Below are 25,581 nucleotides of genomic sequence, written 5' to 3' on the forward strand. Positions count from 1 at the left end.
TGGCCTGGTAGCCGGTGATGGATGGCGTGCCGGCCGGCGGCGGCGATGCCGTTCAGCGCCGCTTGCGACGCCCCTTGCCGGATCCCTGCTTGCGCCGGGTGCTCCGGGTCTCGGAGGCCTCGGGGGCCTTTCCACCGCGCGGGGAGGTGGCTGATACGTCGGCGGCAGGCGTATCAGCGTCCGACTTTGGGGGGGCGGATGCTCCTTCGTCGGCAAGGGCCTGGGCCTTGTCGGAGGCTGCGCCCGTGTCCGTGGCAGCGGGTGCATCTGCTGCCTTGTCGTTGCCGGGTGCAGCCGGGGCATCCGGGGTCACGTTGTTGCCGGATTCGGCAGGGACATCCGAAGCCGTGCTGTTGCTGGCCGCGCCGGGGTTGTCTGCAGGCGTACTGTTGTCGGCTTTTGCTGGTGCTGCTGGTGCATCCGTTGTCGTGTCATTGCCGGTGACCGCCGTCTCGGCGTCGGTTTTTGCCGTGCTGGAGTCGGCTGGGCTGGTGCTGTTGCCGGCTTTTGCCGTGTTGTTGTCCGTGACCGGAGCACTGTCCGGCTGGCGGGCAGGGGACGGCGCGGCCTCGGGCGACACGGCCCGGGGAGCGGGCTTTCGGTCTTCCGGGGTTGGAGACGCGTCGGGCACAGTGGCGGGGGCAGCCGTATCCGCAGGAGATGAAGGCTGTGGACTCCCGTTCATGGCAGGGCCTTCCTGGGCCGGGCGCGGGAGGGCGTCGGCGGGCGTCCGGTCAGCGGCAGCCTGCTGGCTACCGGAACCATCGGCCAAGGACCTGCCTTTGCCAAAAGGGCGGGTGTCGGGTTCCTGGGCGGGCTCATCCCCTTCCGGCGTGGCCTGGGTGTCCTCGTGCGATGGGGCGCGAGAGGACGCTGCGGGGCGTGGCGGCGACACCGGGCCGCGGGCGGCCGCAAAGCCGGCGCGTAGGTGAGCGGCGTACTCGGGCTCGTCGGCAGCCTGCTGAGAGGGCTGGGGGTTGTCGCCGCGGGCTTCGGCCAGATCGGCGGCCAGGGCGATGTTCAGGCGTCGGGCGCCACTGCCCAGGGCGGCCATCGACAGCGCGTTGGGGTAGAGGCGGATCAGGATCCGCTCCATGGCCAGGGTCAGCTCGGTCTGCAGGGCGCTGGCCAGGGCGTCCGGGCCATAGTTCTGACGCTTGCGCCAGAACTGGGTGAACTGATCGTGCTGCTGTGTCAGCACGTCGGTGACGGTCTTTTCCCAGTGGGCGGGGTGTTCGGACTGTGCCCATTCACCCCGGCCCCGGCCGTAGTGGGCCACGGCCAGATAGGTCAGCAGGGCAGACTGGATCAGCCGGTTCATCACGGCATCGGTCCAGGTGACGGTGATGGCGTCGATGCCGCGCACCATGTTGTAGCCCCGGGCCAGACCGGCACCCCCCAGGGCGCCCAGGACGCCACCGGCGATCATGCCGCCTCCCAGGGTGAGGCCCCCGGCCAGCAGGTCGGCTTTCAGGCCCGCCAGTGCGCCGGTGACGAGTCCGCCCACGACGGCCGCATGGCCTTCATTGAGGTTCTCGGTCACGTCGTAGTGATCGGCCATGCGGCTGAGCACCTCGTCGGTGGCGTGACCCACCAGCCCGTTGGCTTCGATCAGCTCGTCGGTGGACTGGCGGATGGCGGTGTTGAGACGCTCGGCCAGCTTGGCCATGGCCTGCTGCTTGGCATCGTCCTGCGGCGAGCGCGAGACGCCCAGCACCTTGCCCACCTCGCGCAGCTGGTCCTTCAGGCTGCTGTTGGGGATGCGTTCGCGGTCCAGCGCGGTGGCGGCCAGCCGGGTGGCCAGGATGTGCATCGAGCGGTCGAAGGTCTGGCGGCGCTGGTTCTGCCACAAGCGGTTCAGTCGGCCGAAGGCGGGCTTCTTGGCCTGGAGCAGCAGCGGCTCGACGGCCTGCAGCAGGGCGCCTTCCTGGACCCAGCAGCGGGCAAAGGCATCCAGGGCCAGCACCTGATGGACGTTGCCGAAGCGGGTGAGGTAGGAGCGCCAGCGGTCGATCTCGGCTTCTTCGGCCTGGTGGCCGGCCGGCGGACCCATCTGGTTCAGCAGCACGATGATGGGCTTGCCGATCCAGGCCAGGATCTTCATCTCGGGTTCGACGTAGCCGGCATCCTCGGGGTTCTCGGCCGCGTTGACCAGGTACAGCACCACGTCGGCCTCTTCGCGGACGTTGTGCACGGCCTGCTGGCTGGACCACAGGGCGCGGTCGGCGAAACGGTCCCAGACCTGGCTGACAAACCAGCCGATGGGGCGGTCGGACTGCAGCAGGCGCCGCGCCAGTCGGGCGCTGTCGCCGAAACCGGGAGTGTCCCACAGGACCAGCTGGTCGCCCTGTGGAGTCTGGGCCAGCTCGAAGCGGTCATTGGTGTCGGTGACGTGCGGCTCGTCGCGCACCTCGCCCACGCTCTGCGAGAGCAGGGTGCGAGCAAGGGTGGTCTTGCCGACGTTGGTGTGGGAGACCAGGCTGAGGGAGATGATGTTGGCGGCGTCGGGCACGGCGATGAGAAAAGCAGAGGTGGATCAGGCGCTGGCGGGCATGGTCCGGGTTGAGGCAGCCAGGAGGGCGTCCAGGCCGTCCAGGACGTCATGCGCGGGTTCGGCGGCCAGGTCGACAAACAGGGGCTGGACATCGCTGCGGCTGGCCAGGATGCGACGCCAGGCGTTGCGACGGCTTTCCAGCCGGTCCGAGTCGGCGCCGAAACGGGCACGGAAGCCGCTTTCGTCGACCAGGGCCACCAGGGGCATGCCGGCCGGTACGTGGCGGGCCAGCGTGGCCAGGAAGGCAGCGTGGTTCTCGGCTTCGGGCGTGGCCGACAGCGAATAGACGGCAGCCGCCAGGCTGGCGCCGTCCAGGCCGGGCAGCGGTGACTGCAGGTCGTCCTCCCCGCCCAGAGGCAGCGGCGGCTGCAGGCGCAGGGACACGGAACCGCCCAGTGCCTGCTGCAGCAGCCGGGAAAGGCCGGCCTGGGCCGCATCGCTCAGGTGGTAGCTGTAGGGCAGGGCCCAGGCGACGGCCGCGTCGCCGCGCTGGCTGCGAAGGAGATCCCGGAAGTAGCTCTCATCGAGCGACAGCGGAAAGTGAGTGCTCAGTTTCCGTGACTGCTCGCGGGCCCAGAGTGCCAGCAGCAGGCGGGGGATGACCACGATCAGCAGCACGGTCAGCGTCTGCAGGTGGATCCACTGGGCCGCGTTCTCGCCGGGGTTGTGCGGAAAGCGGATGGCGGCCAGGCCGTTGGCGTCAGGCAGGGCAATGCCGCTGACCAGGCTGGCGGGGCCCCAGAGCAGGTGCGTAAGGGTCTCGACCTGCTGCGGGTTCAGGAAGGTGCTTTCCCAGCCGGCACGGTATTCCAGCACCAGGCCGTGCAGATAGAGGCTGGCCAGGGCGCCCAGGGCGAACATCATGGCGCCGCCATGCAGCAATGTGAGTGCTCGCTGACCGTAGAGGGGCGCTGCGGCGTGGAACCAGCTGGTGCGGAAGGCGTTGGCCACGCTGCCCTCGCGTGAGCGGCCGATGCGCTTCCAGCCCTGCCCGGTGGCCAGGCGAACGACGTGGCGGCGCAGCCAGCCGCCGGTGCCGGTCGGCTCCTGATCCTGCGAGGCTGCGGGCCGGGCGTTCTTTCCGGACTTGCCGGCGGCAGCCCCTGTGCGACCGCGGCCCAGCTTTGCGCGGATGGCGCCAATGGCCAGCACCAGATAGGTGAACAGGTTCCAGGCGATGATCAGCAGCAGCGGCGGGTTGAGGATGTTGATCCGATCGCCGCCGGCCGAGTCGAGCAGTGCGCCGGCCAGCAGGGCCACCAGCAGCGCCACGGGGGTGAACCAGCCTCGCCATTGCAGGCTGTGCAGCAGGTCACCCAGGGCGGGCTTGCGGGCAATGAGCCGTTCACAGGCCAGCCGGGCGCGTTCGATGACGAAGGTGCTGCGCTCGGCCTCGGGGCCGGTCTGGCGCAGCGCCTCCTGGCTGGCGTGAAGGCGGTCTTCGTCGGTCCAGGTGGAAGAAGCCGGCTGGCGCTCGATGGCGCGGACCAGCAGCACCTGCTGTGCGTCGTGTTCAGTCACTGATCAGTGGGAAAACCGAGGTGATGTACTGTTGGCGCCATTGCTCGTAGTCGCCGGTGTCGGCGGCTTCGATGTCGGCCTGTTCGATGAAGGATTCCTGCGCCATGCGGGTGTAGGCCTCGCGCACGTCAGCGGTCAGCGGCAGCGACAGCAGATGCTGGCGGTGGGCCTGCGAACGGGCCAGGGTGAGCGCGGTCAGCGAGTCCTCCTCGTTGGCAGCCAGCTCGGCAAGCAGTCGCGCCGATGGGGTGGTGTCGGGCGATTCCAGCCGCTGACGGGCCATCTGCAGGGCCGCCGCATAGGCACCGCCGTGCTCGGGGAAGGCTTCGTCCAGGCGCTCGGCGACCGGCTGAAGGTCCTTCAGCAGCTCCTGGCCCCAGTCCTGCAGCGGACGCAGGCTGCCATCACCCTGCTGCAGCGCCAGCCCGGGTTCGCGACCGCGCTGGGCCACGGCGTGCCGGTTGGCGGCCTGGGCGGCCGTGATCTTGGGGCTGTCGGGCGGGCTGTCGGACAGCAGGCAGTACAGCAGGAAGATGTCGAGGAAGCGGATGGTCTCGGCCGTGATGCCGATGGGGCTGAAGGGATCCAGGTCCATCAGCCGCACTTCGACATACTCCACGCCCCGGGCAGCCAGCGCGGCCAGCGGCCGTTCCTTCGGACGGATGGGCTGCTTGGGACGGATGGTGCCGTAGAACTCGTTCTCGATCTGCAGCAGCGATGTGGACAGCTGCCGGTACTCGCCTTCGTAGAGGATGCCCATCTTCTCGTAGGCGGGATACGGCTGGGTGAGCGCGTCATAGAGCGATTCGGCGTAGCTCTTGAGGCAGTTGTAGCTGGCGCCGATGCGCGACTGGGCGTCGCTCTGGTAGCCCAGCGGGCCCATGCGCAGCGAGGTGGCATGTGGCAGGCCCAGGGCATCCCGGCCGAAGCGCTTGAGGATGTGCGGCATGCCCACGGCGAAGCTGCGCTGCACCAGGGGCGAGGCCCCGAAGAGCAGCAGCAGCAGCCACGAGTGCTGCCGGAAGTTGCGGATGAGCCCGAAGTAGCCCTGGCTGCGGGCGCGCTTGGGGTTCTCGTCGAGCCTCAGACCGGGCATCTGCTGCAGCAGCGGCCACAGGGTCTGGGGGATGGAGAAGTTGTAGTGCAGCCCGGAGATGGTCTGCATCCGGCTGCCGTAGCGATGCTTCAGGCCGACGCGGTAGATGGTCTTGGTCCGGCCGACGAAGGAGCTGCCGTACTGCCCGATGGGAATCTGGTCGTCGGCGGGCAGCGGGCAGGGCATGCTGGTGCACCACAGCGACTCGCCGTCGATGTCGGCCAGCGTGATCTGGTGGATCTCGGTCAGCTCGGCCAGGCAGGCCTCGATGTCCTCGTGCACGCCGGTGATCAGCTCCACCTGGGATTCGCTGAAGTCGGTGGTGATGCGCGGGTGCGTGAGCGGTGCGCCCAGCGCCCGCGGGTGCGGACGCATGGACAGGCTGCCATCGGCCGTGGCACGCAGGCTTTCTTTTTCCAGGCCGCGGGAGATCCCGCGCAGCGTGGCGGGTTCGATGGCGGACAGGCGGGTTCGCAGTGAATCAGTCATACGGTACAGGTAGTCGTGCCCAGCCCGCAAAGGGTAGCAGAAAGGGCACAGGTGCGGATACCGGGTCAGCCGCCGTTACGGAACACTTGCGCAGGAAGCCAGGTGCTCAGCTCGGGGAAGGCCATGACGATGCCCAGGCCGATGAGCTGCAGTGCCACGAAGGGGACTGCACCCCGATAGATCATCCCCGTGGTGACGCTGGCCGGTGCCACGCCGCGCAGGTAGATCAGCGAGAAGCCGAACGGGGGCGTCATGAAGCTGGTCTGCAGGTTGATGCCCACCAGCACGCCCAGCCAGACCGGGTCGACATCCATGCCCAGCAGCACCGGCGCGGTGATCGGGATAATGATGAAGATCACCTCGAAGGTGTCAAGCACGAAGCCCAGCAGGAACATCACCAGCTGCGGAAGACGATGGAAAAGACCGCAGCGCCCAGCAGCAGGGTGAACACCATGGAGGTGATGGTGGCCGTGGACAGGCAGGCCTGCTGCAGCATGCGCAGGCTGAAGCGACCCTTGATGGCAATGAGCAGCAGCGCGCCGACCGAACCCACGGAGGCGGCTTCGGTGGGGGTGGCGATGCCGCCCAGGATGGAACCTAGAACGGCCAGGATCAGCGCCAGGGGCGGCAGCAGGGCAGTGACGATCTCGCGGCCCAGACCGTGGCCGCCTTCTTCGCGCTGGAAGGGCGTGGCGGGGCAGGACTTGGGGTCGAAGATGGCCTTGCCGGCCATGTAGAGCATGTACAGCCCCACCAGCACGGCACTGGGCAGAATGGCGCCCACGAACAGGTCACCCACCGAGACCGGGGTGGGGGCGAAGTTGCCCTTGGACATCTGCACCTGGGCGTTGATGCCCGAGAGCATGTCGCCCATGAAGATGAGGATGGTGGACGGCGGGATGATCTGGCCCAGCGTGCCCGAGGCGGCGATCACGCCGGCACCCAGCTTGGGGTCATAGCCGGCGCGCAGCATGGCGGGCAGGCTGATGAGGCCCATGGTGACGACGGTGGCGCCCACCACGCCGGTGGAGGCGGCCAGCAGGGCGCCCACGATGATGACCGAGAAGCCCAGGCCACCCCGGACGTTGCCGAAGAGCCTCCCCATGGTGGTGAGCAGGGCCTCGGCAATGCCCGATCGTTCGAGCAGCACCCCCATGAAGATGAAGAGCGGCACGGCCACCAGCACCTCGCTGGACATGAAGCCCACGTAGCGTGAGGCGAGTGCGCCGAAGTTGGAGAAGTCGAAGATCTCGAAGTACCAGCCGATGGCGGCGATCATCAGCGAGGTGCCGGCCAGTGTGTAGGCAACCGGGAAGCCCAGCGCCAGCACGAAGATGATGCCGAAGAACAGGGTGCCAGCGAGGATCTCGCCCAGCAGGATCGGATCCATTTCCATCATGCAGCCTCCTGGTGGGCGTGATCGTGGGTCTGGTAGCGCAGGTGGGCGGGCAGCAGGGTGTCACGGCCGGCCAGCGTCAGGATGCTGCGGCACAGCATGGCCAGGCCCTGCAGCGCGGTCAGCACCACAAAGACCAGGATGAAGGTCTTCAGGATGTAGAAGCCGGGCATGCCGCCGGTGTTGGGCGAGCCCTCGTGCAGCCGCCACGCGCGCTGCACATAGGGCAGGGCGTAGGTCCAGACCAGCAGGCAGAAGGGCAGCAGGCAGGTCAGCACGCCAAACAGGTCGTGCCAGGCCTTCTGGCGGTTGGAGACACGGCGATAGAAGATGTCGACGCGCACGTGCTCGTCACGCATCAGGGCATAGGCGCTCAGGGCCATGAACATGGCGCCGCTCAGCCAGACGTACAGATCCTGCATCCAGATCTGCGAGGTGGAAAAGAGGTAGCGCTCCACCACGACGGTGAAGCAGACCAGCACGATGCCCAGGGAGAGCCAGGAGAACACCTGGCCCACCAGCCGGTTGATGGCGCTGATGAAGATCGTATAGCTTGCGAGAGCCCGCATGGGAGCTGTCCTGGAGGAAAGACGTGAAGATAGGAGGAAGAGGGCGGCAGCCCCGCCACGGAGCGGGCAGGGCGACGCGATGGCGCTGCGACAGTCGGTCGTCAGGCGACCGGGCCGGTGGAATGATACCGGTGCGGAGAGTGTCGCTGCCGGCGGGGCCGCGAGATGGCGGCCCGGAACGCACGGGCGCCGGACGGACGGATGCCGGCCGGCGCCGCGGGGTGGGCCCGTGTCACTTCAGGCTGAAGTACTTGGTGCGGGCCTCGATGAACGGCTGATCGGTCCCTTCGGTCTTCTGGCGAAGCAGGTTGAACGAGGTGATGAAGTGTTCGGCCGTCTTCTTGGTGAGCGGGTCCTTGCTGTCACGCATCTCCAGGATCAGCTCGCGGGCATACTGGCCGCCCTTCTCGAAGATCTCGTCGGGGAAGCGCTGGACCTTGACGCCATGCTTGCCCACGAGCGTGTCGAGCGCGCGCGGGTCGTTGGCCGCGTAGGTGGCGTACATGCTGTCGTACTCGGCCTGGCAGGCGGCGCGGACGATCTCCTGCAGGTCCTTGGACAGGGCCTGGAACTTCTCCTTGCTCACCACCAGCTCGGGGGCCTGGGCCGGCTCGGTGAAGCTGGGGATGTAGTAGTTCTTGGTGATCTGATAGAGACCCAGCGCCAGGTCGTTGTAGGGACCGACGAACTCGGCGGCATCCAGCGTGCCGGTCTGCATGGCCTGGAAGATGTCGCCGGCGGCCAGGTTCATCACCGACACGCCCATCTTCTGCCAGACCTGGCCACCCAGGCCGGGCGCACGCATGCGCAGGCCCTTCACGTCGGCCACGGACTTGAGTTCCTTGCGGAACCAGCCGCCGGCCTGAACGCTGGTGTTGCCGGCCAGGAAGCCCTGCACGCCGAACTGGTCATAGACCTCGTCCCACAGCGCCTGGGCGCCCATGACGTTGACCCAGGCCGACATCTCGGAAGCCGTCATGCCGTAGGGCACGCCGGTGAAGAAGGCCAGGGCCGGGCTCTTGTTCATCCAGTAATAGGCGGCGCCGTGGCTCATTTCGGCCGTGCCTTCGATGACGGCATCCAGCGCCTGCAGGGCCGGCACCATCTCGCCGGCAGCATAGACCTTGACCGTGAGCTTGCCACCGGACATCTCGGTGATGCGCCGGGCCAGGCTCTCGGCGCTGGTCCCGATGCCGGGGAAGTTCTTGGGCCAGCAGGTGACCATCCGCCATTGCTTGCGGCCTTGCGAGATGGCGGGGGCAGCCAGGGTGGCACTGCCGGCAGCGACGCCGGCGGCGACGCTGGCCTTCAGGGCGGAGCGACGATCCATTATGTAAGAGTCCTTGTTCTTTGACGGGCATTGTTGCAGGCCGGGTACCGGCCGAAACATGGAATCCGTGCCGGAGGCGCCACAATGCTGAATGTTAGCCGACGGCAGGAGGCTTTTCATCGGGGCTTTCCAGCCCCGGGGCCTGCCACTGGCGGCTCAGGCGGCGCCAGCCTTCGGGGCCCAGCGCCTGCAGGCGGGCGATGTTGTTCTCGAAGATGCGGTCGGTGTCCTCGCCCCAGGCGGCCACGGCGCGGTCGATGCTGGTCTCGCGCAGCAGGTGCAGCGTGGGCCAGGGCGACTGGTTGGTGGCGTTCTCGATGTCGTCGACGGCCGTGCCCGCAAACTGGTAGTGGGGATGGAAGCTGGCGATCTGCACCGTGCCGTTCAGGTCCAGCTCGGTCAGCAGGGCTTCGGCCATGTCCAGGAAGTCGTTGAATTCCAGGAAGTCGGACAGCATGCGGGGGCACACCAGCAGGCTGGTCTCGATCTCGGTTTCCGGGGCGTCCAGCAGGCGCTTCAGTTCAGTCCGCAGATCCTCCAGCAGTGCCAGCGGTTCGGTGGCCTCGCTGACCTGGATGTGCAGCCGCTCCTTCTTCAGCACGGCGTTGGCGAAGGGGCACAGGTTCAGGCCGACGACGGCCTTCTCCACCCAGAGGCGGGTGGCGGCAAGGACGGTCGCCGGGTCGGGAACGACGCCCGCTGCCGGCGTGCCGTTGGCAGGCCGGGGGCTGTCCGTTGCGGTCGCGCGGTTCTGGGCGGCATGGAAGGGGCAGCCGGTAGGGGGTGATGAATGGGACATGCGAAGAGGCGGCAGAGGAGCGCCGGGCGAACAGGGCAAAAGAGTGGCCCTGGCGGCGTCAGGATCCGGTCCCGTGCCCGGAGTGGGCCGGGAATGTGAGCGTGCCGGGCAGGCCATGGCCGGCACGCCACAGTCTAGCCGAAAGGCGGGCCGCCGGCCGGCTGAGGGATACCGCCGGGCGGGGGCTGTCGGCGAAAGGCGACGACAGGCCGTTAGTATGAGGAATTGACTGGAGGAGGACACCTCATGAGCGTGAGACGACTGCTCAGCAACATCAGCAGCGACAGGCTGCAGGAAAGCAGGGATTTCTATGCCGACCTGCTGGGCATGGAGGTGGCCTTCGAATCCGACTGGTACATCCGGCTCCACTCGCCCACCAATCCGGGCCTGGAGCTGGGCATCATCCAGCGCGACCATCCGCTGCTGCCGGCCGACTGGCGCGCCGTGCCGGTGGGCATGTACCTCACCTTCGTGGTGGACAACGTGGACGACATCCACGCCCGCGCCGTGGTGCGTGGCCTGCCCATCGTGCAGCCGCCGCGTGACGAGTTCTATGGCCAGCGGCGCTTTCTCACCCGCGACCCCGACGGCACGCTGGTGGACATCAGCTCGCCGTGGCGCCAGGAAGTCATGCTGGAAGAGCGTCCGCCGGTGGCGATTGCCCCGCCGGAACAGCGCCGGGAGGGCGGGCGTTCCGTCCGGATGGTGCGCAACATCGCGCGCCGTGCACTGCCTCGGCGCACCATCGATCAGGTGCTGCGGGATTCACGCATGATGCCGTTGCCCGCCGGCAGCTGATGTTTCCGGACCGCACTGTCGGGAACGGGAATACTTTGTCTGCACGCTACCCGGGATTGCGTGCGTTTCTGCGCCACTAGGGGGATAATCGAACCAAGGCAGCACGGAACATCGACGTCGCCGCCACGCCAGCCCTCGGGCTGTGGGTGTCGTCTCCCTGTTTTCTGCGCTGCCGGGCGGGGACAATAACGGCAGGGCTCCGGTTCAGGCCTTCGGGCACGGGCACAGCGCCATCTCCGGAGGGGTCCCCCACGGCTTCGATGAGTTTTCCCTGGCCCGGGATTCGTCGCTGGCGGGAGAACACGGTGAAGGCGTGGCTGCCCGGCAGAGCCGCCCCCTGGCAGCCGGGGTGCCTTCCGGGCACCATCTGCCTGCCACGAGGTCCGTCCGTGTCGGTGTGGTTCGGTCCGACGTCGGGTGGCTGGCGCAAGTTCGTGTCAGTGCTTCCTTGAACAACACATAGGAGGGACTCATGGACAATAACGCACGCATCGATCTGGAACGCCGGCTGCCCAAGCGCGCCATGGCGCTCATTCTTGCCGGAGGACGGGGAAGCCGCCTGAAGCAGCTCACCGATACCCGCTGCAAGCCGGCCGTCTATTTTGGCGGACACTTCCGCATCATCGACTTCGTCCTGTCGAACTGCATGAACTCGGGCCTGCGTCGCATCGGCGTGCTCACGCAGTACAAGTCGCACAGCCTGCTGCGCCATCTGCAGCGCGGCTGGAACTTCCTCAAGTCCGAGATGCACGAATTCGTCGATCTCATTCCCGCGCAGCAGCGCGTCGACGAGGAATACTGGTACCGTGGCACGGCCGATGCCGTCTATCAGAGTCTCGACATCATCAAGTCCAACAAGCCGGAATACGTGGTGATCCTGGCGGGCGACCACATCTACAAGATGGACTATGCCCGGATGCTGGCCGACCACGCCCTTTCGGGCGCCGGCGTGACGGTGGGCTGCATCGAGGTCGATCGCCAGGAAGCGAAGGCCTTCGGCGTGATGGCCATCGACGAGAACAAGAAGGTCACCTCCTTCGTGGAAAAACCGGCCGATCCGCCTGCCATGCCGGGCAAGCCGGACCGTTCGCTGGCCTCCATGGGGATCTACATCTTCACGGCAGACTACCTGTACCGGATGCTGGACGAGGACATCGCCCTGGAGGGCTCCTCGCACGACTTCGGCAAGGACATCATTCCGAAGGCCGTGGGAGAAGGCCAGGTGGTGGCCCACTTCTTCCAGGACAGCTGCGTCTACAACAGCGAGAAGGCACCGGCCTACTGGCGCGACGTCGGAACCATCGATGCCTACTGGGAGGCCAACATCGACCTGACGGCCACGGTGCCCGAGCTGAACCTCTATGACCGTTCCTGGCCCATCTGGACCTACCAGGAACAGCTGCCGCCGGCCAAGTTCGTGCACAACGAGGCAAACCGTCGCGGCGAGGCCATCGAATCCAGCGTCTCGGCGGGCTGCATCCTGTCCGGCTCGGTGCACAACTCGCTGCTGTTCTCCAACTGCCGCGTGCATTCCTACACGCAGATCCACGGCGCGGTGCTGCTGCCCGAGGTGCAGGTGGGGCGCAACGTCCGGCTCACCAAGGTGGTGGTCGACCGGGGCTGCCGGATTCCCGATGGCCTGGTGGTCGGCGAGGATCCGGACGATGATGCACGGCGCTTCTATCGCAGCGAGGGCGGCGTGACGCTGATCACCCCCAGGATGCTGGAAAAACTGCAGGGCTGAACGCCCGGAGGATCGATGATGTTTGCAGACCGTACGCTTGCCCGACCCCATGCTGCGCGTCCCGATGACGCGCATCCTGCCCGATCGACGGGAGGCGCAGCCGTGCCGGCCGTGATCTGGCAGCAGCCCAATCGCGCACCGGCGGGCAATGTGCGGGTCCTGCACGTCACGGCCGAGGTATACCCGCAGGTCAAGACGGGCGGGCTGGGCGACATCGCGGCCGCCCTGCCGACGGCCCTGCTGTCCCAGGGGGTGGATGCCCGGCTGCTGGTGCCGGGCTATCCGGCCATCATCGACAATCTGGAAGAGGTCGGCCTGGTGGCCGACCTGGGTTCCCTGATGGGGGCCGCCCGCGTGCGGGTGCTGCACGGGCGGCTGAAAGAGAGCGGTCTGACCGCCTATGTCGTGGATGCGCCCTGGTACTTCCGGCGCGAAGGCAACCCCTATCTGGGTCCGGACCATCGTGACTGGTCCGACAACATCCGGCGCTTTGCGCTGCTGGGCTGGGTGGGGGCCCATCTGGCCTGGGGGGACATCGATGCCTGGTGGCAGGCCGACATCCTGCATGCGCATGACTGGCACGCGGGGCTGGCGCCAGTGTATCTGTCGCTGAACCCGGTGCGCCGGGTGAAGTCCGTGTTCAGCATCCACAACCTGATCTATCAGGGGCTCTTCCCGCTGGAGGAGGCGCCGGGGCTGGACCTGCCGCCGCACATCCTGCGGCCGGGGGTGTCCCGCAGCCTGGAATACTACGGGCACGGCAGCTTCATGAAGGGCGGGCTGGTGTTTGCCGACTGGCTGAGCACGGTCAGCCCGCGCTATGCCTACGAGATCACCACGCCGGAGGGCGGTGCCGGCATGCAGGGCGTGCTGCTGGAGCGGCGCGAGCGCCTCTCGGGCATCCTCAACGGCATTGACGAGACGGTCTGGGATCCGCAGACCGACCCGCTGATCAGTGCCAACTACGGCATCCATGACCTGGGCCGCAAGGTCGAGAACAAGACCCGCATGCAGCAGGAGCTGGGGCTCACGGTCGATCCGAACCGCATGCTGGCGGTCATGATCAGCCGGCTGACCAACCAGAAGGGGGCCGACCTTGTCCTGCAGGCGCTGCCGAAGATGCGTGAGCTGGGCATCCAGCTGGCGCTGCTGGGCAGCGGGGACGCCCACCTGCAGGATGCCTTCCGGAAGGCGGCCGAGGAGGCCCCCGATCAGGTGGCGGTGTGCATCGGCTATGACGAGCGCCTGGCCCACCGGCTGATCGGCGCCGGCGACCTCATCCTGGTGCCGTCGCGCTTTGAACCCTGCGGCCTGACCCAGATGTACGGGCTGCGCTATGGCACGCTGCCGCTGGTCTGCAAGGTGGGTGGCCTGGCCGACACCGTGACCGAATACCTGGATGGCCAGCCCAGCAACGGATTTGTCTTCCAGGGCGGCCAGATCTCGGGCCTGATTGATGCGCTGGAGCGCGCTGCCGCGCTGTGGTGGCACGATCGCAGCGGCTGGGAGTGGCGGATGCGCACGGCCATGGAGGCCCGGCACGGCTGGGGGCCGTCCGCCGCCGAGTACCTGTCGCTCTACCAGCGCCTGCTGGGTGAGTGGCAGTGATCCTGTCTTCCCCCGCGACGTGTCGCGCCAGGGGTTTGCGTGACCTGTTTCTTCCACGGGCAGCCTGGCGGCTTCCTTGATGTTTTCCCGGGCTTGCGCGACTGGGTGCTGCTGATCGTAAAATCAGGCGCGTAAGCAAGATGCGGGCGGCTTGCCGCCCCGGACCGGCGCCATCCCGGGGGGCCGCAGAAGGCGGCCCGGCGGGTGTCATGACGATGCCCGCGGGGTGTCACTGGGGGAGAAGGGTGGATTTCCAGAACTTCGATCTGAACCTGCTGCGGGTTTTTGATGAAGTCATGGCCGAGCGCAACATCTCGCGTGCGGCCCGCAACCTCGCAATGACCCAGCCGGCTGCCAGCAATGCCCTGCGCAGGCTGCGTGAGGCCCTGGGGGACGAACTGTTGATCCGCGCTGGCCGCGGCGTCGAGCCCACCCCCTTCGCACTGGCCATCTGGCCCGACGTGCGCACGGCGCTCAACGCGCTGCGAGGCGTCATCTCGCCCAAGTCCTTTGATCCGCAGCGCACCCGCGAGACCTTCGTCATCGCCATGGCCGATGCCACGGCGGCCCTGCTGGTGCCGCCGCTGCTGGACCGGCTGCAGCGCGATGCCCCCAATGCCACGCTGCGGCTGCGTCCGCTCACCACGCGTGATCCACTCCCGCTTCTGGAAAACGACGAGCTGCACCTGGCGGTCGGGCACTTCCCCGGCGCCGTGGCCGACGTGATCCTGCGCGAGATGCAGGAAGATCGGCCCGACACCTTCGGGCACCAGGAGATCTACGAAGGCCAGTATGTCTGCGTGATGCGTGAGGGGCACCCGCTGAGTGCCGGTCCCATCAGCCTGGACGACTACTGCAATGCCCGGCACCTGCTGGTCAGCTACTCGGGGCGGCCCTTCGGTTTCGTCGACGAGGCGCTGGCCACGCGCCAGCGTACCCGGCGCATCGTGCTCACGCTCAACCAGTTCTTCACGGCGGCCCATGTGGTGGCCCAGTCCGATCTGCTCACGGTGCTGCCCTTGGACTTCGTTCCGGCCACCGGCATTGCCGACCGTCTGGCGTGGCAGCCATTGCCGGTGGCGTTGCCGGCCATGCGCATCGACATGGTGTGGCACCGGCGGCAGGAGCAGCTGCCCTCACATCGCTGGCTGCGCAAGATGATTGACGACGTCACGCTGCGCCGCGTCTGGGGCACGCGCAACGTGCCGCTCACCCGCTTTGGCGGCGAGCCTATGCCCGCGCTGATTGCCAGCGCGTTGCGCAATCCGTGGGGCGCAAGCGCCCAGGACGACTGAGTCCGGCCTGGGCCGGAAACGGCAAGGGCCGGACCCACCTGCAAGGATGGAACCGGCCCTCAAGAGTGAAGGCGGGTCGCGAGGCCCGGTTGCTGCCGGGCCCCGCTGATCAGCGGATCACTTGTCCGCTGCCTCTTCTTCCGAGCACACCCATTCGGGTTTGCTGCGGCCATGCACCTGGGTGATGGCGCGCAGGCGGCGCGTCTGCCACTCGTGCAGCTGGTGCCAGGCAAAGCGCCAGCCCCACCAGCCGGAGGCTTCTCCGGGGTAGTTCATCCGGCCTTCGGCGCCCAGGCCCAGAATGTCCTGCATCTGGTAGATGGCCCAGCCCGAGACGGACTGCGAGGCCGCGTGGACCAGCTCCCAGTGCATTTCCCGACCGTCGGTCTTCAGGTACACCTGTGCCAGCGCACGCTCCCGATCGGACGCCTGGGCGAACCAGCCCAGCGTCGTGTCGTTGTCGTGGGTGCCGGTGTAGACGATCTGGTTGCGACGCAGGTTGTGCGGCAGGAAGACGTTCTCGGAATCGTCCAGGAAGGCCAGTTGCAGCACGGCCATGCCGGGCAGGCCGGTGTCGGCCAGCAGCTTGCGCAGGCTGTCGGTCTGAAGGCCCAGGTCCTCGGCCACCAGCGGCAGCTTGCCCAGCGCCTTTTCCAGGGCGTTGAAGAGCGCCATGCCCGGGCCGGGCGTCCATTCGCCCTCGCGTGCCGTGGGGCAGGTGGACGGGATGGCCCAGTAGGCGTCGAAGCCGCGGAAGTGGTCGATGCGCACGATGTCGGTCAGGGCCAGGCAGCGCTTGACGCGTGCGATCCACCAGGCGTAGCCCTGCTTGGCGTGCTCGGACCAGCGGTACAGCGGGTTGCCCCAGCGCTGGCCATCCACGGCGAAGTAGTCGGGCGGAACGCCGGCCACGTGCGTGGGCCAGAGATCCTTGCCCAAGTCGAAGAGCTTGGGGTTGGCCCAGGTGTCGGCGCTGTGCAGCGCCACGAAGATGGGCACATCACCCACGATGCGGACGTTGTGGGCGTTGGCGTAGGTGCGGATGGCCTGCCATTGTTTTTCGGCCACCCACTGCACGAAGCACCAGAACAGGTAGTCGTCGCGGTAGTCCTGGCGGATGTGCTCCAGGGCGGCCGGCTTGCGCTGGGCGTGGTCGGCCGGCCATTCCTGCCAGGGCTTGCCCTGGTAGAGACGGTCCAGCACCATGAACAGGGCATAGTCGTCCAGCCAGGCGCCTTCGCGCTCGCGGAAGTCGTCGAACTCGGCGCGCAGCGGTTCATGGGGATTTCCCAGGAAGGTGCGGGCCGCCTGGGTCAGTGCACGCAGGCGGAAGCGCTCGACACGCGGGAAGTCGATCCGGCCTTCACGCGGGGCGGGGCCCGGCTCGCCGTCGACCGAGTAGTCTTCCTGGAAGTCGGCCGGCAGCCAGCCTTGCGAGGCCAGGCCTCGCAGGTCCACCAGCATGGGGTTGAAGGCCATGCCGGCCGGGCTCATGTACGGCGAATAGCCGCTGCCCGGAGGCACCAGCGGCAGGATCTGCCACAGGTACTGCTCGGCGTGCTCCAGCCAGTCGATGAAGTGATAGGCGCTGGGTCCGAAGTCTCCCGAACCTGGGTGCTGGATGGTGAGCGGCTGTTCAGGGCCGACGGGCTCGGTATCCGGTAGTGAGGTGATGTGCAGCAGGATGCCGCTGGCACGAGAGGTGTTTGGACTCATGGTCTTCATCCTTTGCGACGGGCAACGAACATATAGACGGAATGAGGACGCAGCGTGCGCGCGGAAGTTCCTTTCGGTTTGGCGGCAGGAACGTCGCTACTTGTTGCGCCCTGTGTCTTGCATTTGACCACAGGTGCGCGAAGCTTGCTGTTTTTGTTGATGGCCAGGCCCAGCCGCATGATCTGTGTCATGGTCTCGTCCACCTCGCCTTCGGTGGAGTTGGCCCGCCAGGGCTGGCCGTCGGCCTGGTTGGTGTCCAGCACCATGGTCCAGTCGCCTTCGGGCATCACGAAGGGGCGGTTCTCGCCGTCGGGGTTGAAGACGATCAGCAGATCCTGTTCATCATCATTGTGGGCGCCCAGAATCTGGGCGAATACCCCGTCGCCATCCTGGTTCCACTGCTCGGCCGGCATCGATTGTCCCTGGCTGTTGAGCCAGCGCACGTCCAGCATGCCGGAGGCCGTGGGGGCGCCCAGCAGCCAGATGGGCAGGTGCAGCTGCGGGTGCTTCTTGCGCAGGTGGATCAGGTGCGCCGTGAAGCCGATCAGGTCTTCGTCGGCACTCTTCCAGTCCAGCCAGCTGATGGCGTTGTCCTGGTTGTAGGCGTTGTTGTTGCCGTGCTGGGTACGCCCCATCTCGTCGCCGGCGGTCAGCATCGGCGTGCCCTGCGACAGCAGCAGCGAGGCCAGCATGACCCGTTTCAGGCGTGCGCGGGTGCGGTTGATGTCCGGGTCGTCAGTAGGGCCTTCCGCCCCGGCGTTCCAGCTGTGGTTGTCGTTGTGGCCGTCGCGGTTGTCCTCGCCGTTGGGCTCGTTGTGCTTCTGGTTGTAGGAAACCAGATCGTTCAGCGTGAAGCCGTCGTGCGAGGTGATGAAGTTGATGCTGGATTGCGGGCAGCGGCCATCGTGATGGAACTGCTCGCTGGCACCGGAAATCTGGCTGGCAAAGGCGCCGCGGTCCTTGTGGGGTTGAAGCCAGAAACAGCGCGTCGTGTCGCGGAAGCGGTCGTTCCACTCGCTCCAGCCCGGCAGATAGGCGCCCAGCTGGTAGCCGCCGCCGGCCGCGTCCCAGGGCTCGGCGATCAGCTTGATGCCGGCCAGGGCCGGGTCCTGCCGGACAGCCTGGAAGAACGGTGCGTAGCGGTCGAAGCGGCCTGGGTCGTTCGAGTTGGGCAGGGCCACGCGCCCCAGCACCGAGGCCAGATCGAAGCGGAAACCGTCGACGTGCATCTCCTGGACCCAGTAGCGCAGCGAGTCCATGATCATTTGCAGCGCCACATAGTTGCTGGCGTTGACGCTGTTGCCGGTGCCGGTGTAGTTGGCGTAGTAGGCCGGATCCTGGCGGCTGAGGTGGTAGTAGGCCTGGTTGTCCAGTCCGCGCCACGACAGCGTGGGGCCGCGCTGGTCGCCTTCGGGCGTGTGGTTGTACACCACGTCCAGGATCACCTCGATGCCGTGGCGGTGCAGCTCCTTCACCATGTGCCGGAACTCGTTGACCGGGTCCTGGCGCGCAAAGCGGCGATCGGGGGCGAAGAAGGCCAGGGTGTTGTAGCCCCAGTAGTTGCACAGCCCCATCTCGATCAGCGTGCCTTCGCTGACGGATTCCTGCACGGGCAGCAGTTCCACGGCGGTTACGCCCAGACGCTTCAGGTGGGCAATGGCGGCCGGGCTGGCCATGCCCTCATAGGTGCCGCGCAACTCGGCCGGCACGTCGGGGTGGGATTGGGTGAAGCCCTTGACGTGCACCTCGTAGATGACGCTTTCGCACATCGGGATGTTCGGGCGTCGATCGCCTTCCCAGTCGAACTCGTGCACGCCAGTGACCACGGCCTTGGGCATGTAGGCGGCGTTGTCATCCATCTGGGTGTCAGGTCGGTCCAGATGGGATTCATGCCATTGGAACTGGCCTTGCAGGCGCCGGGCGTAGGGGTCCAGCAGCAGACGGGCGGGGTTGTAGCGCAGGCCGCGGGATGGATCGTAGGGGCCATCCACGCGGTAGCCGTAGATCAGCCCTGTGCCGGTATTGGGCAGGAAACCGTGCCAGACGTTGTTGACCGGGCCGTTCATCGCATAGCGGTGGGTTTCGTGGCCGTCGGTGTCGAACACGCACAGCGTGACGCTGCGCGCACCGCTGCTGAAAAGGGCAAAGTTGACGCCACCGTCATGACAGGAGGCACCCAGTGGCCACACTCGGCCCTTGGGCAATTTTTCGTCTTTCATGGATCGTTCAAAAGTTCTCACGCCATGGCCTGCCTTCCGCGGCGAACGGCGGACCGGTGAGGTAACTGCGAGGAGGGCTGTCTCGGATTGCTCTGCGCGTCTCGTCCTGCCACCCGGTCAGGGGTGACGATGGGAGCTGCTGTCAGCCGGGGCCATGGCCCGAGCGTGTCGGGCCATGTCCGGTGCCGGTCGAGGGCGGCAGGCTGGCGCCAGCTCATGACACCCGGGAGGTGAAGGGCATGGGCTGGCGCGTCTGGCCTGCGGTGTCCAGCCGAGCCCCGTGCAGCGACGGGGCGGGGCCAGGCCGGCGGTTGATGCCAGTGCTGTCGGCGCGTATCCAGAGCTGCGCCGGGAAAAGGCCAGCCCGGGGGGGACCCTGGGTCTGCCCGAGCTGGCCGGCGCCGAAAAAGCCGGCACGAAGATACCGCAAAATGCAGGCGGAATCCCGTGAACGACCCGGCAGGCGTTGGCATGGTGCCAACGCATCGTCAAAGTGTGTGCCGGGCGAACCCGGCGCCCTCTCAGACCTTCAGGGGTTTAACGTCCCAGATCTTGTCGGCGTACTCCAGGATCGTGCGGTCGCTGGAGAAGATGCCCATGCCGGAGACGTTGATGACGGCCTTCCGGTTCCAGGCGTCCTGGTCGCGGTACAGCGCATCGACCTTCTCCTGCGTGGCCACGTAATCGGCGAAGTCGGCCAGCAGCAGGTAGGTGTCCTGACGCAGCAGCGAATCGGCGATCGGGCGGAAGCGGCCGGCATCGTCGGGCGACCAGAAGCCGCCGCCAATCTGGTCGATCACCAGACGCAGGTCGGGATTCTCTTCATAGTAGCGGGCCGGATCGTAGCCAGCAGCCTTGATCTTCGCCACTTCCTCGGTGCGGTGACCGAAGATGAAGATGTTGTCGTCGCCCACCTGTTCGTGGATCTCGACGTTGGCCCCGTCCATCGTGCCGATGGTGAGCGCGCCGTTGATGGCCAGCTTCATGTTGCCGGTGCCCGATGCCTCGGTGCCGGCTGTGGAGATCTGCTCGGACAGGTTCGCGGCCGGCATGATCATCTCGGCGGCCGAGACGCTGTAGTTGGGCACGAACACGACCTTCATCCGGTCGCGCAGCGCCGGCTCGGCATTGACCTTGCGGGCCACGTCGTTGATCAGCTTGATGATCAGCTTGGCCATCCGGTAGGCCGAGGCGGCCTTGCCGGAGAAGAGGAAGGTGCGCGGCGTCCAGTCCTTGTCGGGGTTGGCCACCATCTGGTTGTAGCGATGCACGATGTGCAGCACGTTCAGCAGCTGGCGCTTGTACTCGTGGAAGCGCTTGACCTGCACGTCCAGCATGGCGTTCGGGTCGATGTCGACCCCACCGTGCGTCTTGACCCAGTCGGCCAGGCGCTGCTTGTTGGTGAGCTTGGCGGCTGCAAATTCCTTCAGGAATGCAGGCTTGTCCGCGAACTTCTTCAGCTTGGACAGCTCGCCGAGGTTCTTGCGCCAGTCGGTGCCGATCGACTTGTCGATGAGGGCCGACAGCGGCCGGTTGGCGTTGGCCAGCCAGCGGCGCGGCGTGATGCCGTTGGTGATGTTGATGAAGCGGCCCGGGAACAGCTTGGCGAAGTCGGCAAAGATGGTGTCGACCAGCAGCTGGCTGTGCAGCTTGGACACGCCGTTGACCTTGTGGCTGGCCAGCACGCACATGTAGGCCATGCGCACGCGGCGCTCGCCGGTCTCGTCGATCAGCGACACGCGACGCAGCAGGTCGTGGTCCTCGCCGTGGTGGGTGCGCACCCAGTCCAGGAAGCGCTTGTTGATCTCGAAGATGATCTCGAGGTGGCGCGGCAGCACGCTGCGCATCATGGCCACCGGCCAGGTCTCCAGCGCTTCGGGCATCAGCGTGTGGTTGGTGTAGGAGAACACCTTGCAGCACTGGGCCCAGGCGCTGTTCCACGACATCTTGTGGTCGTCCACCAGGATGCGCATCAGCTCGGGCACGGCGATGGCCGGGTGGGTGTCGTTCAGGTGGATGGCCACCTGATCGGACAGCTCGGAGAAGTTCTCGTGGTTGTGCAGGTAGCGGCGGACGATGTCCTGCAGCGAGGCGCTGACGAAGAAGTACTCCTGGCGCAGACGCAGCTCGCGGCCCTGGTAGCTGGAATCATCCGGATACAGCACGCGCGTGACGTTTTCCGACTGGTTCTTGCTGGCCACGGCCTGCATGTAGTTGCCCTGCGAGAACAGGGTCAGGTCCAGGCTCTCGGCGGCGCGGGCATGCCACAGCCGCATGGTGTTGATGGTCTTGGTGTGATAGCCGGGCACGATCATGTCGTAGGCCGTGGCCATGACCTTCTCGGCCTCGTGCCAGAGGGCACCGCGCTCGGGGTCGTGCTCGACCCAGCCACCGAACTTGATGGGGAAGGTGACCTGCGGACGGGGGAATTCCCACGGGTTGCCCAGCTTGAGCCAGTCATCGGGCTGCTCGACCTGGTAACCGTCGTGGATCGACTGGGCGAACATGCCGTAGTCGTAGCGGATGCCGTAGCCGAAGCTGGGCAGACCGGTGGTGGCCATCGAATCCAGGAAGCAGGCGGCCAGGCGGCCCAGGCCGCCGTTGCCCAGACCCGGATCGGGTTCTTCCTCGCGGGCCTCTTCCAGATCGATGCCGCCTTCGGCCAGGGCCGTGGCCAGCTCGTCGTAAAGGTCGATGGCCATCAGGCTGTTGGTCAGCGCGCGACCGACCAGGAATTCCATCGAGAGGTAGTAGACGCGCTTGACCTTCTGGCCGTATTGCTGGCGCGTGGTCTCGATCCAGTTCTCGATCTGCTTGTCACGAGCCAGGCGGGCCAGCGCGGCGTACCAGTCTGCCTTCGTGGCGGTCTTCGGGTCCTTGCCGATGGTGTAGAGGAGGCGGTTGGCCACGTAGCGGCGCAGGGCCTCATGGTCATTCCGTTCGATCGAGGCCGGCTCGAAGGCTTCGGTCAACGGGGTGGGATTCTTGGTCTTCTTGGGGGACTTGGAGGGCATCTTCACGACCTTTCGGTGAAGTGAACAACAACTGTAGATTTTGCAGCTTAATGGCGGGTTCTGCCACCAAACTCCCGTATTGCAACAGTGTCGGGCGTGCGCCGTGGCTGATGCTGACAGGGCAGGCAGGGTATTCATCCATGCCGGCGCCGCAGGTATCTTTCCCTGAAGGCGTGTCCTCGCGCCTGAAGCGGGAAGAACCTGTTCCAGGCGGGGAAGATGCCGTGTTTTGGCGGCTTGTGCTGCAGATTGCCTTGTCGGGAGAGGCAATCTGTCAGGCGCCATGTGAAGGTTGCTCGTGTCTCCTGAGCGGGGCGCATGCCCATGGGGTTCGCCCGGATATTGGTGCCTTGTCTTCCTGTTCAGTTCCCGACCTTGGAGTGCAGTTATTGCATGGCATTTGACAACGCCGCGCGGGCGACGGCATAATTCGGTCTCTTCCCCGGAGAGGTGCCCGAGTGGCTAAAGGGGGCAGACTGTAAATCTGTTGGCTTACGCCTACGTTGGTTCGAATCCAACCCTCTCCACCACCGCTTTCACAGCCTACCTGTTCGGGTGGGTTCGTCTCCCAGGCCAGTCAGTCCGGTTGCATCACCCCCGCAGGGTCATTGCACCTGTTTCTGACACACGGCTCCATGCCGGTGCAAGGCATTCAGCCCCACGGCATGTTCGTTTCGCGGCGCCGCCCGTTCGGTGGGTGCCACGCAAGCGGGTGTAGCTCAATGGTAGAGCAGAAGCCTTCCAAGCTTACGACGAGGGTTCGATTCCCTTCACCCGCTCCAGTTTCCGCCGACCTATCCCCGCTGCAACAGACACCGGAACGGGTGTTGCGCATTCCGCTCGAATGTCATCAAACTTTCGGGGCGAAGCCGCTTGCCACCCGATGGTTGGTGCCATTGGGGGGTGTCTTGGTACCGCCTGTCGTCGGAGGCTTCCTGTTCGGAGACGCTTCAACAATGCTGTCAGCGTCGCTGATGAGGGATCCCGTCATGCTGCTGCTGTCCGGAATGCTGATGCTGCTGGTGGCGTTCTGCCTGTTCATGGCTGTCTGGCAGCCCTTGCGTTCCTACCTGATCATCACGCCGGACGCGCTGCGTGCGCGGGTGGATGAAGGGCGAACCTGATGCAGGACAGCCTGATGCAGCAGAACCCAATGCCGGAGAGCCCGACGCAGGTACCCCGAACGTTGCGCATCCCCATCAACAGCGCGTATACCTTCGGAACAAAGAACAAGCTGCCTGCCGTGCTGTTTGTCGTGCCGTCGCTGGTCGTACTGGACCGATGGCGCCCACCTTTCGGGATCGCCATTGTGTTAGGGGTTGTCCTGCTGACGGTGCTCTCCCTGGTCTTGCGGTCGTACTGGTTGCTTGAAGTTGTCGAGGACGCCACGCCGCCGGCCGAGGCGGGGGAGAGGTTGGCGTCGAAGGGTGAGGGAGCGGCAGCATCCGGAAGGGGGCAGCTGTCTGGTGCCGAGAAGGCCTTGGTGTCTGCTTCCGGATCGGGCACGCTATCTGATGCTCCGACGGGAGTCGCGCGGGCCCGGCTGGTTCGCCAGCTCTGCCTGGGGAAACGGGTGCTGCGTAGTCGGGAAGTCGACCTGTCTCCGTATGTCTGGTTGCGCACCACCTCGCTGTCGATACAGGAGGTGACGCTGGAGCTGGGCAACTGGTCCTACCAGACACTGACGCTGGCTACGGTACGAAGTCGTGGCAACAGCGGGCTCACACCGCGCAAGCGTCAGGCTGCCATCGATGAGCTGTGTGCCATTGGGGCGAAAGTGTCGGCCATGACCGGCATCACTGATCGCGGATTCCGCGAGATGGCCTGAAGGGACTTGCGTCCAAAGGTGTAAAGGGGGTGGGGGTTCCCGTCCCACGCCGGACGGGATTTGGGCGGGCCCTGGTTCGCTCCAGGGCCCGCCGCGGGAATCAGCCCGCGGCTGCCATCGCTTCGGCCATCGGGACCGGGTGGGGCGTGGAGGCGGCCTTCACGGCTGCCGTGCGCCGGTAGCGGCGCTGACGCTGCAGACCCAGATGCTGGCTCAGGTAGCGGCAGGCGCTTTCGGGGGTGGAGTCGATCATGAAGGCCAGGTCGCGCAGCTGGGGCAGCTTGCGCTGGCGCACCGAGATCGGCTCGGACTCGTCCATGCCGGCGTTCAGGACCTGCAGCAGGTGATCCAGGCGGGCGGCCACCGAGCCCTGGCGCATGCGCATGGCGTCGGCTGCGCGGCTCTGTTCCTGCAGGAAGGCGGTCATCACGATGAGCATCCGCTGCATGTCGTTGCCGGTATCCACGCGGGTGACTTCACAGTCGGTGACGGCGACGGCGTTGAAGGCGTAGGGCTGGTGCAGGGCGCACTCGGCGCCCAGCAGGTCACCCGGCATGGCCAGGCGGACGAAGCTGGTGCCCGAGGGGCCGACGCTTTCCAGTCGGACCAGGCCGCGGCTCAGCTGCCAGACGCCATTGCGTTCGCCGGCCAGGAAAAGGTGTTCACCCACGGACAGTGAACGGGGGGCCTCATGGGCATCGAAAGCGTCGTGATTCATGGTGGTCTCGCTCCAGTTCTCGTTGTATGTCTGGCCTGCCTGGCCAGGGGCCCGCGAGGGGCTGGCGAAGATATTCATGGCAATCTCCAGATGCGCTGTGTACGGACGGGCGACGCAGGCTGCGTGGGCGATGTGCCGGAGGGACCTGATGTCGGGCGGGGACCGATGGGGTCCTGCTCGGGGATGCGGACCGAATGAGGCCTTGTGGGGCCGGGGGTGGTCACATCGTCAGGCGATCCGTCTGGGGATACGTCGGGTGTTCCGGATATCCACCTCCAGGCGGGGCAGCGGGGTCATGGGACCTTGCTGCTCGGGCCGGGAAGACGGGCAGGCACGAACGCAGGCGTCGCGTGGACGCAGGTTCAGGAGAGTTGCGGCGGAGCGCGACTGAGCTGGGGAGGCCAGGCCGGAGCGACCGGTGGCGGGGTGGGGGCAAGCTGGAGTGCCTGCCGGACAGTGGTGATCGTGGCCAGCACCAGGGGCTGAGGCGCATGGGGCATGGCCGGCACTTCCTGTTGCAGGCGGCAGTAGGGGCAGTGCCCCCCGTCGTGCAGCAGGGTGTGATCGATGGGGGACTGGGCGTCCTGGGCGGCGCGTTGCGCCAGCAGCGAGGCTGCGCCCCGGTTGTACGGGGTGGTGCAGATCTCAAGCGGGATCTCGCCCCGGGCAGCCGCCAGCAGAGAGGTCATCGACGGCGCAAGCGTGCCCATCAGGACGGCCAGCATGGCGATCCAGATGATCAGCGGACGGTTGCGACACGTGTTCATGTCAGTACGGGCAGGACGGCAATGACCCCGATTCTCTGAAGAAGGTCAAATTATGCGGGTAGATGCGGGTGCTGTCACCTGGTCTTACAGGTTGTCTCAGGACGTGATGACACGTTCCTT

Annotated in this window: 19 protein-coding genes and 2 tRNA genes; 8 read left to right on the plus strand and 13 right to left on the minus strand. The window is 66.5% G+C overall.

Translation table 11 applies throughout. The features are described 5' to 3' along the window. Nucleotides 1-52: 52 nt before the first annotated feature. The 8 genes from EL249_RS03460 to EL249_RS03490 form a co-directional block, all read right to left on the minus strand. Nucleotides 53-2,512 (minus strand): GTPase domain-containing protein, encoded by a 2,460-nt coding sequence (locus EL249_RS03460; RefSeq protein WP_005674323.1) that lies wholly within the window; start codon nt 2,510-2,512, stop codon nt 53-55. Between the two features lie 24 nt (nt 2,513-2,536). After that, nucleotides 2,537-4,075 (minus strand): DUF2868 domain-containing protein, encoded by a 1,539-nt coding sequence (locus EL249_RS03465; protein WP_005674322.1) that lies wholly within the window; start codon nt 4,073-4,075, stop codon nt 2,537-2,539. After that, a complete protein-coding gene (gene gshA / locus EL249_RS03470) occupies nt 4,068-5,660 on the minus strand; it encodes a glutamate--cysteine ligase (RefSeq protein ID WP_005674321.1) in 1,593 nt (530 codons plus the stop codon). Before gshA ends, EL249_RS03465 begins: the two co-directional genes overlap by 8 nt. 65 nt (nt 5,661-5,725) lie before the next feature. Beyond that, nucleotides 5,726-6,055, minus strand: a complete 330-nt coding sequence (locus tag EL249_RS13725; RefSeq protein ID WP_005674320.1) for a TRAP transporter large permease subunit — start codon at nt 6,053-6,055, stop codon at nt 5,726-5,728. After that, nucleotides 6,055-7,059 carry a TRAP transporter large permease gene (locus EL249_RS03475; protein WP_005674319.1) on the minus strand — a complete coding sequence of 335 codons (1,005 nt, stop codon included), beginning with the start codon at nt 7,057-7,059 and terminating at the stop codon, nt 6,055-6,057. Before EL249_RS03475 ends, EL249_RS13725 begins: the two co-directional genes overlap by 1 nt. Further along, nucleotides 7,056-7,625, minus strand: a complete 570-nt coding sequence (locus EL249_RS03480) for a TRAP transporter small permease subunit (protein ID WP_005674317.1) — start codon at nt 7,623-7,625, stop codon at nt 7,056-7,058. Before EL249_RS03480 ends, EL249_RS03475 begins: the two co-directional genes overlap by 4 nt. Before the next feature lie 232 nt (nt 7,626-7,857). Beyond that, nucleotides 7,858-8,955 (minus strand): TRAP transporter substrate-binding protein, encoded by a 1,098-nt coding sequence (locus EL249_RS03485; protein ID WP_005674316.1) that lies wholly within the window; start codon nt 8,953-8,955, stop codon nt 7,858-7,860. A gap of 94 nt (nt 8,956-9,049) precedes the next feature. Beyond that, nucleotides 9,050-9,754: a DUF1415 domain-containing protein gene (locus EL249_RS03490; RefSeq protein ID WP_005674315.1), complete on the minus strand. Its 705-nt coding sequence runs from the start codon at nt 9,752-9,754 to the stop codon at nt 9,050-9,052. A gap of 246 nt (nt 9,755-10,000) precedes the next feature. Between EL249_RS03490 and EL249_RS03495 the strand changes: the two genes are divergently transcribed. The 4 genes from EL249_RS03495 to EL249_RS03510 all read left to right on the plus strand — a co-directional run bounded on the left by EL249_RS03495 (nt 10,001) and on the right by EL249_RS03510 (nt 15,199). Then, nucleotides 10,001-10,552 (plus strand): VOC family protein, encoded by a 552-nt coding sequence (locus EL249_RS03495; RefSeq protein ID WP_005674314.1) that lies wholly within the window; start codon nt 10,001-10,003, stop codon nt 10,550-10,552. 472 nt (nt 10,553-11,024) lie between these two features. After that, complete coding sequence (gene glgC, locus EL249_RS03500) at nt 11,025-12,296, plus strand: glucose-1-phosphate adenylyltransferase (RefSeq protein ID WP_005674312.1); 1,272 nt, start codon at nt 11,025-11,027, stop codon at nt 12,294-12,296. A 102-nt stretch (nt 12,297-12,398) separates the two neighbouring features. Further along, on the plus strand, nt 12,399-13,904 hold the full coding sequence (gene glgA / locus EL249_RS03505; RefSeq protein ID WP_005674311.1) for a glycogen synthase GlgA: 1,506 nt from the start codon (nt 12,399-12,401) through the stop codon (nt 13,902-13,904). Nucleotides 13,905-14,149: 245 nt separating this feature from the next. Further along, nucleotides 14,150-15,199 (plus strand): LysR family transcriptional regulator, encoded by a 1,050-nt coding sequence (locus EL249_RS03510; RefSeq protein ID WP_232002033.1) that lies wholly within the window; start codon nt 14,150-14,152, stop codon nt 15,197-15,199. 117 nt (nt 15,200-15,316) lie between these two features. Here EL249_RS03510 and malQ read toward each other — a convergent pair whose 3' ends face one another. The 3 genes from malQ to EL249_RS03525 all read right to left on the minus strand — a co-directional run bounded on the left by malQ (nt 15,317) and on the right by EL249_RS03525 (nt 22,148). Beyond that, a complete protein-coding gene (gene malQ, locus EL249_RS03515; protein WP_050782081.1) occupies nt 15,317-16,915 on the minus strand; it encodes a 4-alpha-glucanotransferase in 1,599 nt (532 codons plus the stop codon). Between the two features lie 5 nt (nt 16,916-16,920). Next, nucleotides 16,921-19,134: a glycogen debranching protein GlgX gene (glgX, locus tag EL249_RS03520; protein ID WP_005674308.1), complete on the minus strand. Its 2,214-nt coding sequence runs from the start codon at nt 19,132-19,134 to the stop codon at nt 16,921-16,923. Between the two features lie 521 nt (nt 19,135-19,655). After that, entirely contained in the window at nt 19,656-22,148 is a 2,493-nt protein-coding gene (locus EL249_RS03525; RefSeq protein ID WP_083799635.1) for a glycogen/starch/alpha-glucan phosphorylase, read from the minus strand. 444 nt (nt 22,149-22,592) lie between these two features. On the opposite strand from EL249_RS03525, the gene EL249_RS03530 reads away from it, so the two are divergent. From EL249_RS03530 to EL249_RS03540, 4 genes are all read left to right on the plus strand, one after another. Beyond that, nucleotides 22,593-22,678: transfer RNA gene (locus EL249_RS03530), tRNA-Tyr, on the plus strand. A gap of 178 nt (nt 22,679-22,856) precedes the next feature. Continuing rightward, nucleotides 22,857-22,930 (plus strand) — tRNA-Gly (locus EL249_RS03535). A gap of 192 nt (nt 22,931-23,122) precedes the next feature. Then, the gene (locus EL249_RS13130; protein ID WP_170169595.1) at nt 23,123-23,272 is read left to right on the plus strand and encodes a hypothetical protein; all 150 of its coding nucleotides are present in this window, start codon (nt 23,123-23,125) and stop codon (nt 23,270-23,272) included. Continuing rightward, complete coding sequence (locus tag EL249_RS03540; protein WP_005674305.1) at nt 23,272-23,976, plus strand: hypothetical protein; 705 nt, start codon at nt 23,272-23,274, stop codon at nt 23,974-23,976. Before EL249_RS13130 ends, EL249_RS03540 begins: the two co-directional genes overlap by 1 nt. A gap of 100 nt (nt 23,977-24,076) precedes the next feature. Here EL249_RS03540 and EL249_RS03545 read toward each other — a convergent pair whose 3' ends face one another. Together EL249_RS03545 and EL249_RS03550 are read right to left on the minus strand one after the other, a co-directional pair. Continuing rightward, nucleotides 24,077-24,772 carry a Crp/Fnr family transcriptional regulator gene (locus tag EL249_RS03545; RefSeq protein ID WP_005674304.1) on the minus strand — a complete coding sequence of 232 codons (696 nt, stop codon included), beginning with the start codon at nt 24,770-24,772 and terminating at the stop codon, nt 24,077-24,079. A gap of 284 nt (nt 24,773-25,056) precedes the next feature. Further along, nucleotides 25,057-25,461, minus strand: coding sequence for a DUF2946 domain-containing protein (locus tag EL249_RS03550; protein ID WP_005674303.1), 405 nt, complete (start codon nt 25,459-25,461; stop codon nt 25,057-25,059). Nucleotides 25,462-25,581 lie beyond the last annotated feature (120 nt).

It is taken from the genome of Lautropia mirabilis (genome assembly GCF_900637555.1).
Classification (GTDB): Bacteria; Pseudomonadota; Gammaproteobacteria; order Burkholderiales; family Burkholderiaceae_E; genus Lautropia; species Lautropia mirabilis.

Coding starts and splice junctions, on each gene's coding strand:
- EL249_RS03525 (WP_083799635.1), bottom strand. CDS start 22,148: ATGCCCTCCAAGTCCCCCAAGAAGACCAAGAATCCCACCCCGTTGACC.
- EL249_RS03550 (WP_005674303.1), bottom strand. CDS start 25,461: ATGAACACGTGTCGCAACCGTCCGCTGATCATCTGGATCGCCATGCTG.
- EL249_RS03480 (WP_005674317.1), bottom strand. CDS start 7,625: ATGCGGGCTCTCGCAAGCTATACGATCTTCATCAGCGCCATCAACCGG.
- EL249_RS03545 (WP_005674304.1), bottom strand. CDS start 24,772: ATGAATATCTTCGCCAGCCCCTCGCGGGCCCCTGGCCAGGCAGGCCAG.
- EL249_RS03495 (WP_005674314.1), top strand. CDS start 10,001: ATGAGCGTGAGACGACTGCTCAGCAACATCAGCAGCGACAGGCTGCAG.
- glgX (WP_005674308.1), bottom strand. CDS start 19,134: ATGAAAGACGAAAAATTGCCCAAGGGCCGAGTGTGGCCACTGGGTGCC.
- EL249_RS13725 (WP_005674320.1), bottom strand. CDS start 6,055: ATGTTCCTGCTGGGCTTCGTGCTTGACACCTTCGAGGTGATCTTCATC.
- EL249_RS03475 (WP_005674319.1), bottom strand. CDS start 7,059: ATGATGGAAATGGATCCGATCCTGCTGGGCGAGATCCTCGCTGGCACC.
- glgC (WP_005674312.1), top strand. CDS start 11,025: ATGGACAATAACGCACGCATCGATCTGGAACGCCGGCTGCCCAAGCGC.
- EL249_RS03490 (WP_005674315.1), bottom strand. CDS start 9,754: ATGTCCCATTCATCACCCCCTACCGGCTGCCCCTTCCATGCCGCCCAG.
- malQ (WP_050782081.1), bottom strand. CDS start 16,915: ATGAGTCCAAACACCTCTCGTGCCAGCGGCATCCTGCTGCACATCACC.
- gshA (WP_005674321.1), bottom strand. CDS start 5,660: ATGACTGATTCACTGCGAACCCGCCTGTCCGCCATCGAACCCGCCACG.
- EL249_RS13130 (WP_170169595.1), top strand. CDS start 23,123: ATGAGGGATCCCGTCATGCTGCTGCTGTCCGGAATGCTGATGCTGCTG.
- EL249_RS03485 (WP_005674316.1), bottom strand. CDS start 8,955: ATGGATCGTCGCTCCGCCCTGAAGGCCAGCGTCGCCGCCGGCGTCGCT.
- EL249_RS03540 (WP_005674305.1), top strand. CDS start 23,272: ATGCAGGACAGCCTGATGCAGCAGAACCCAATGCCGGAGAGCCCGACG.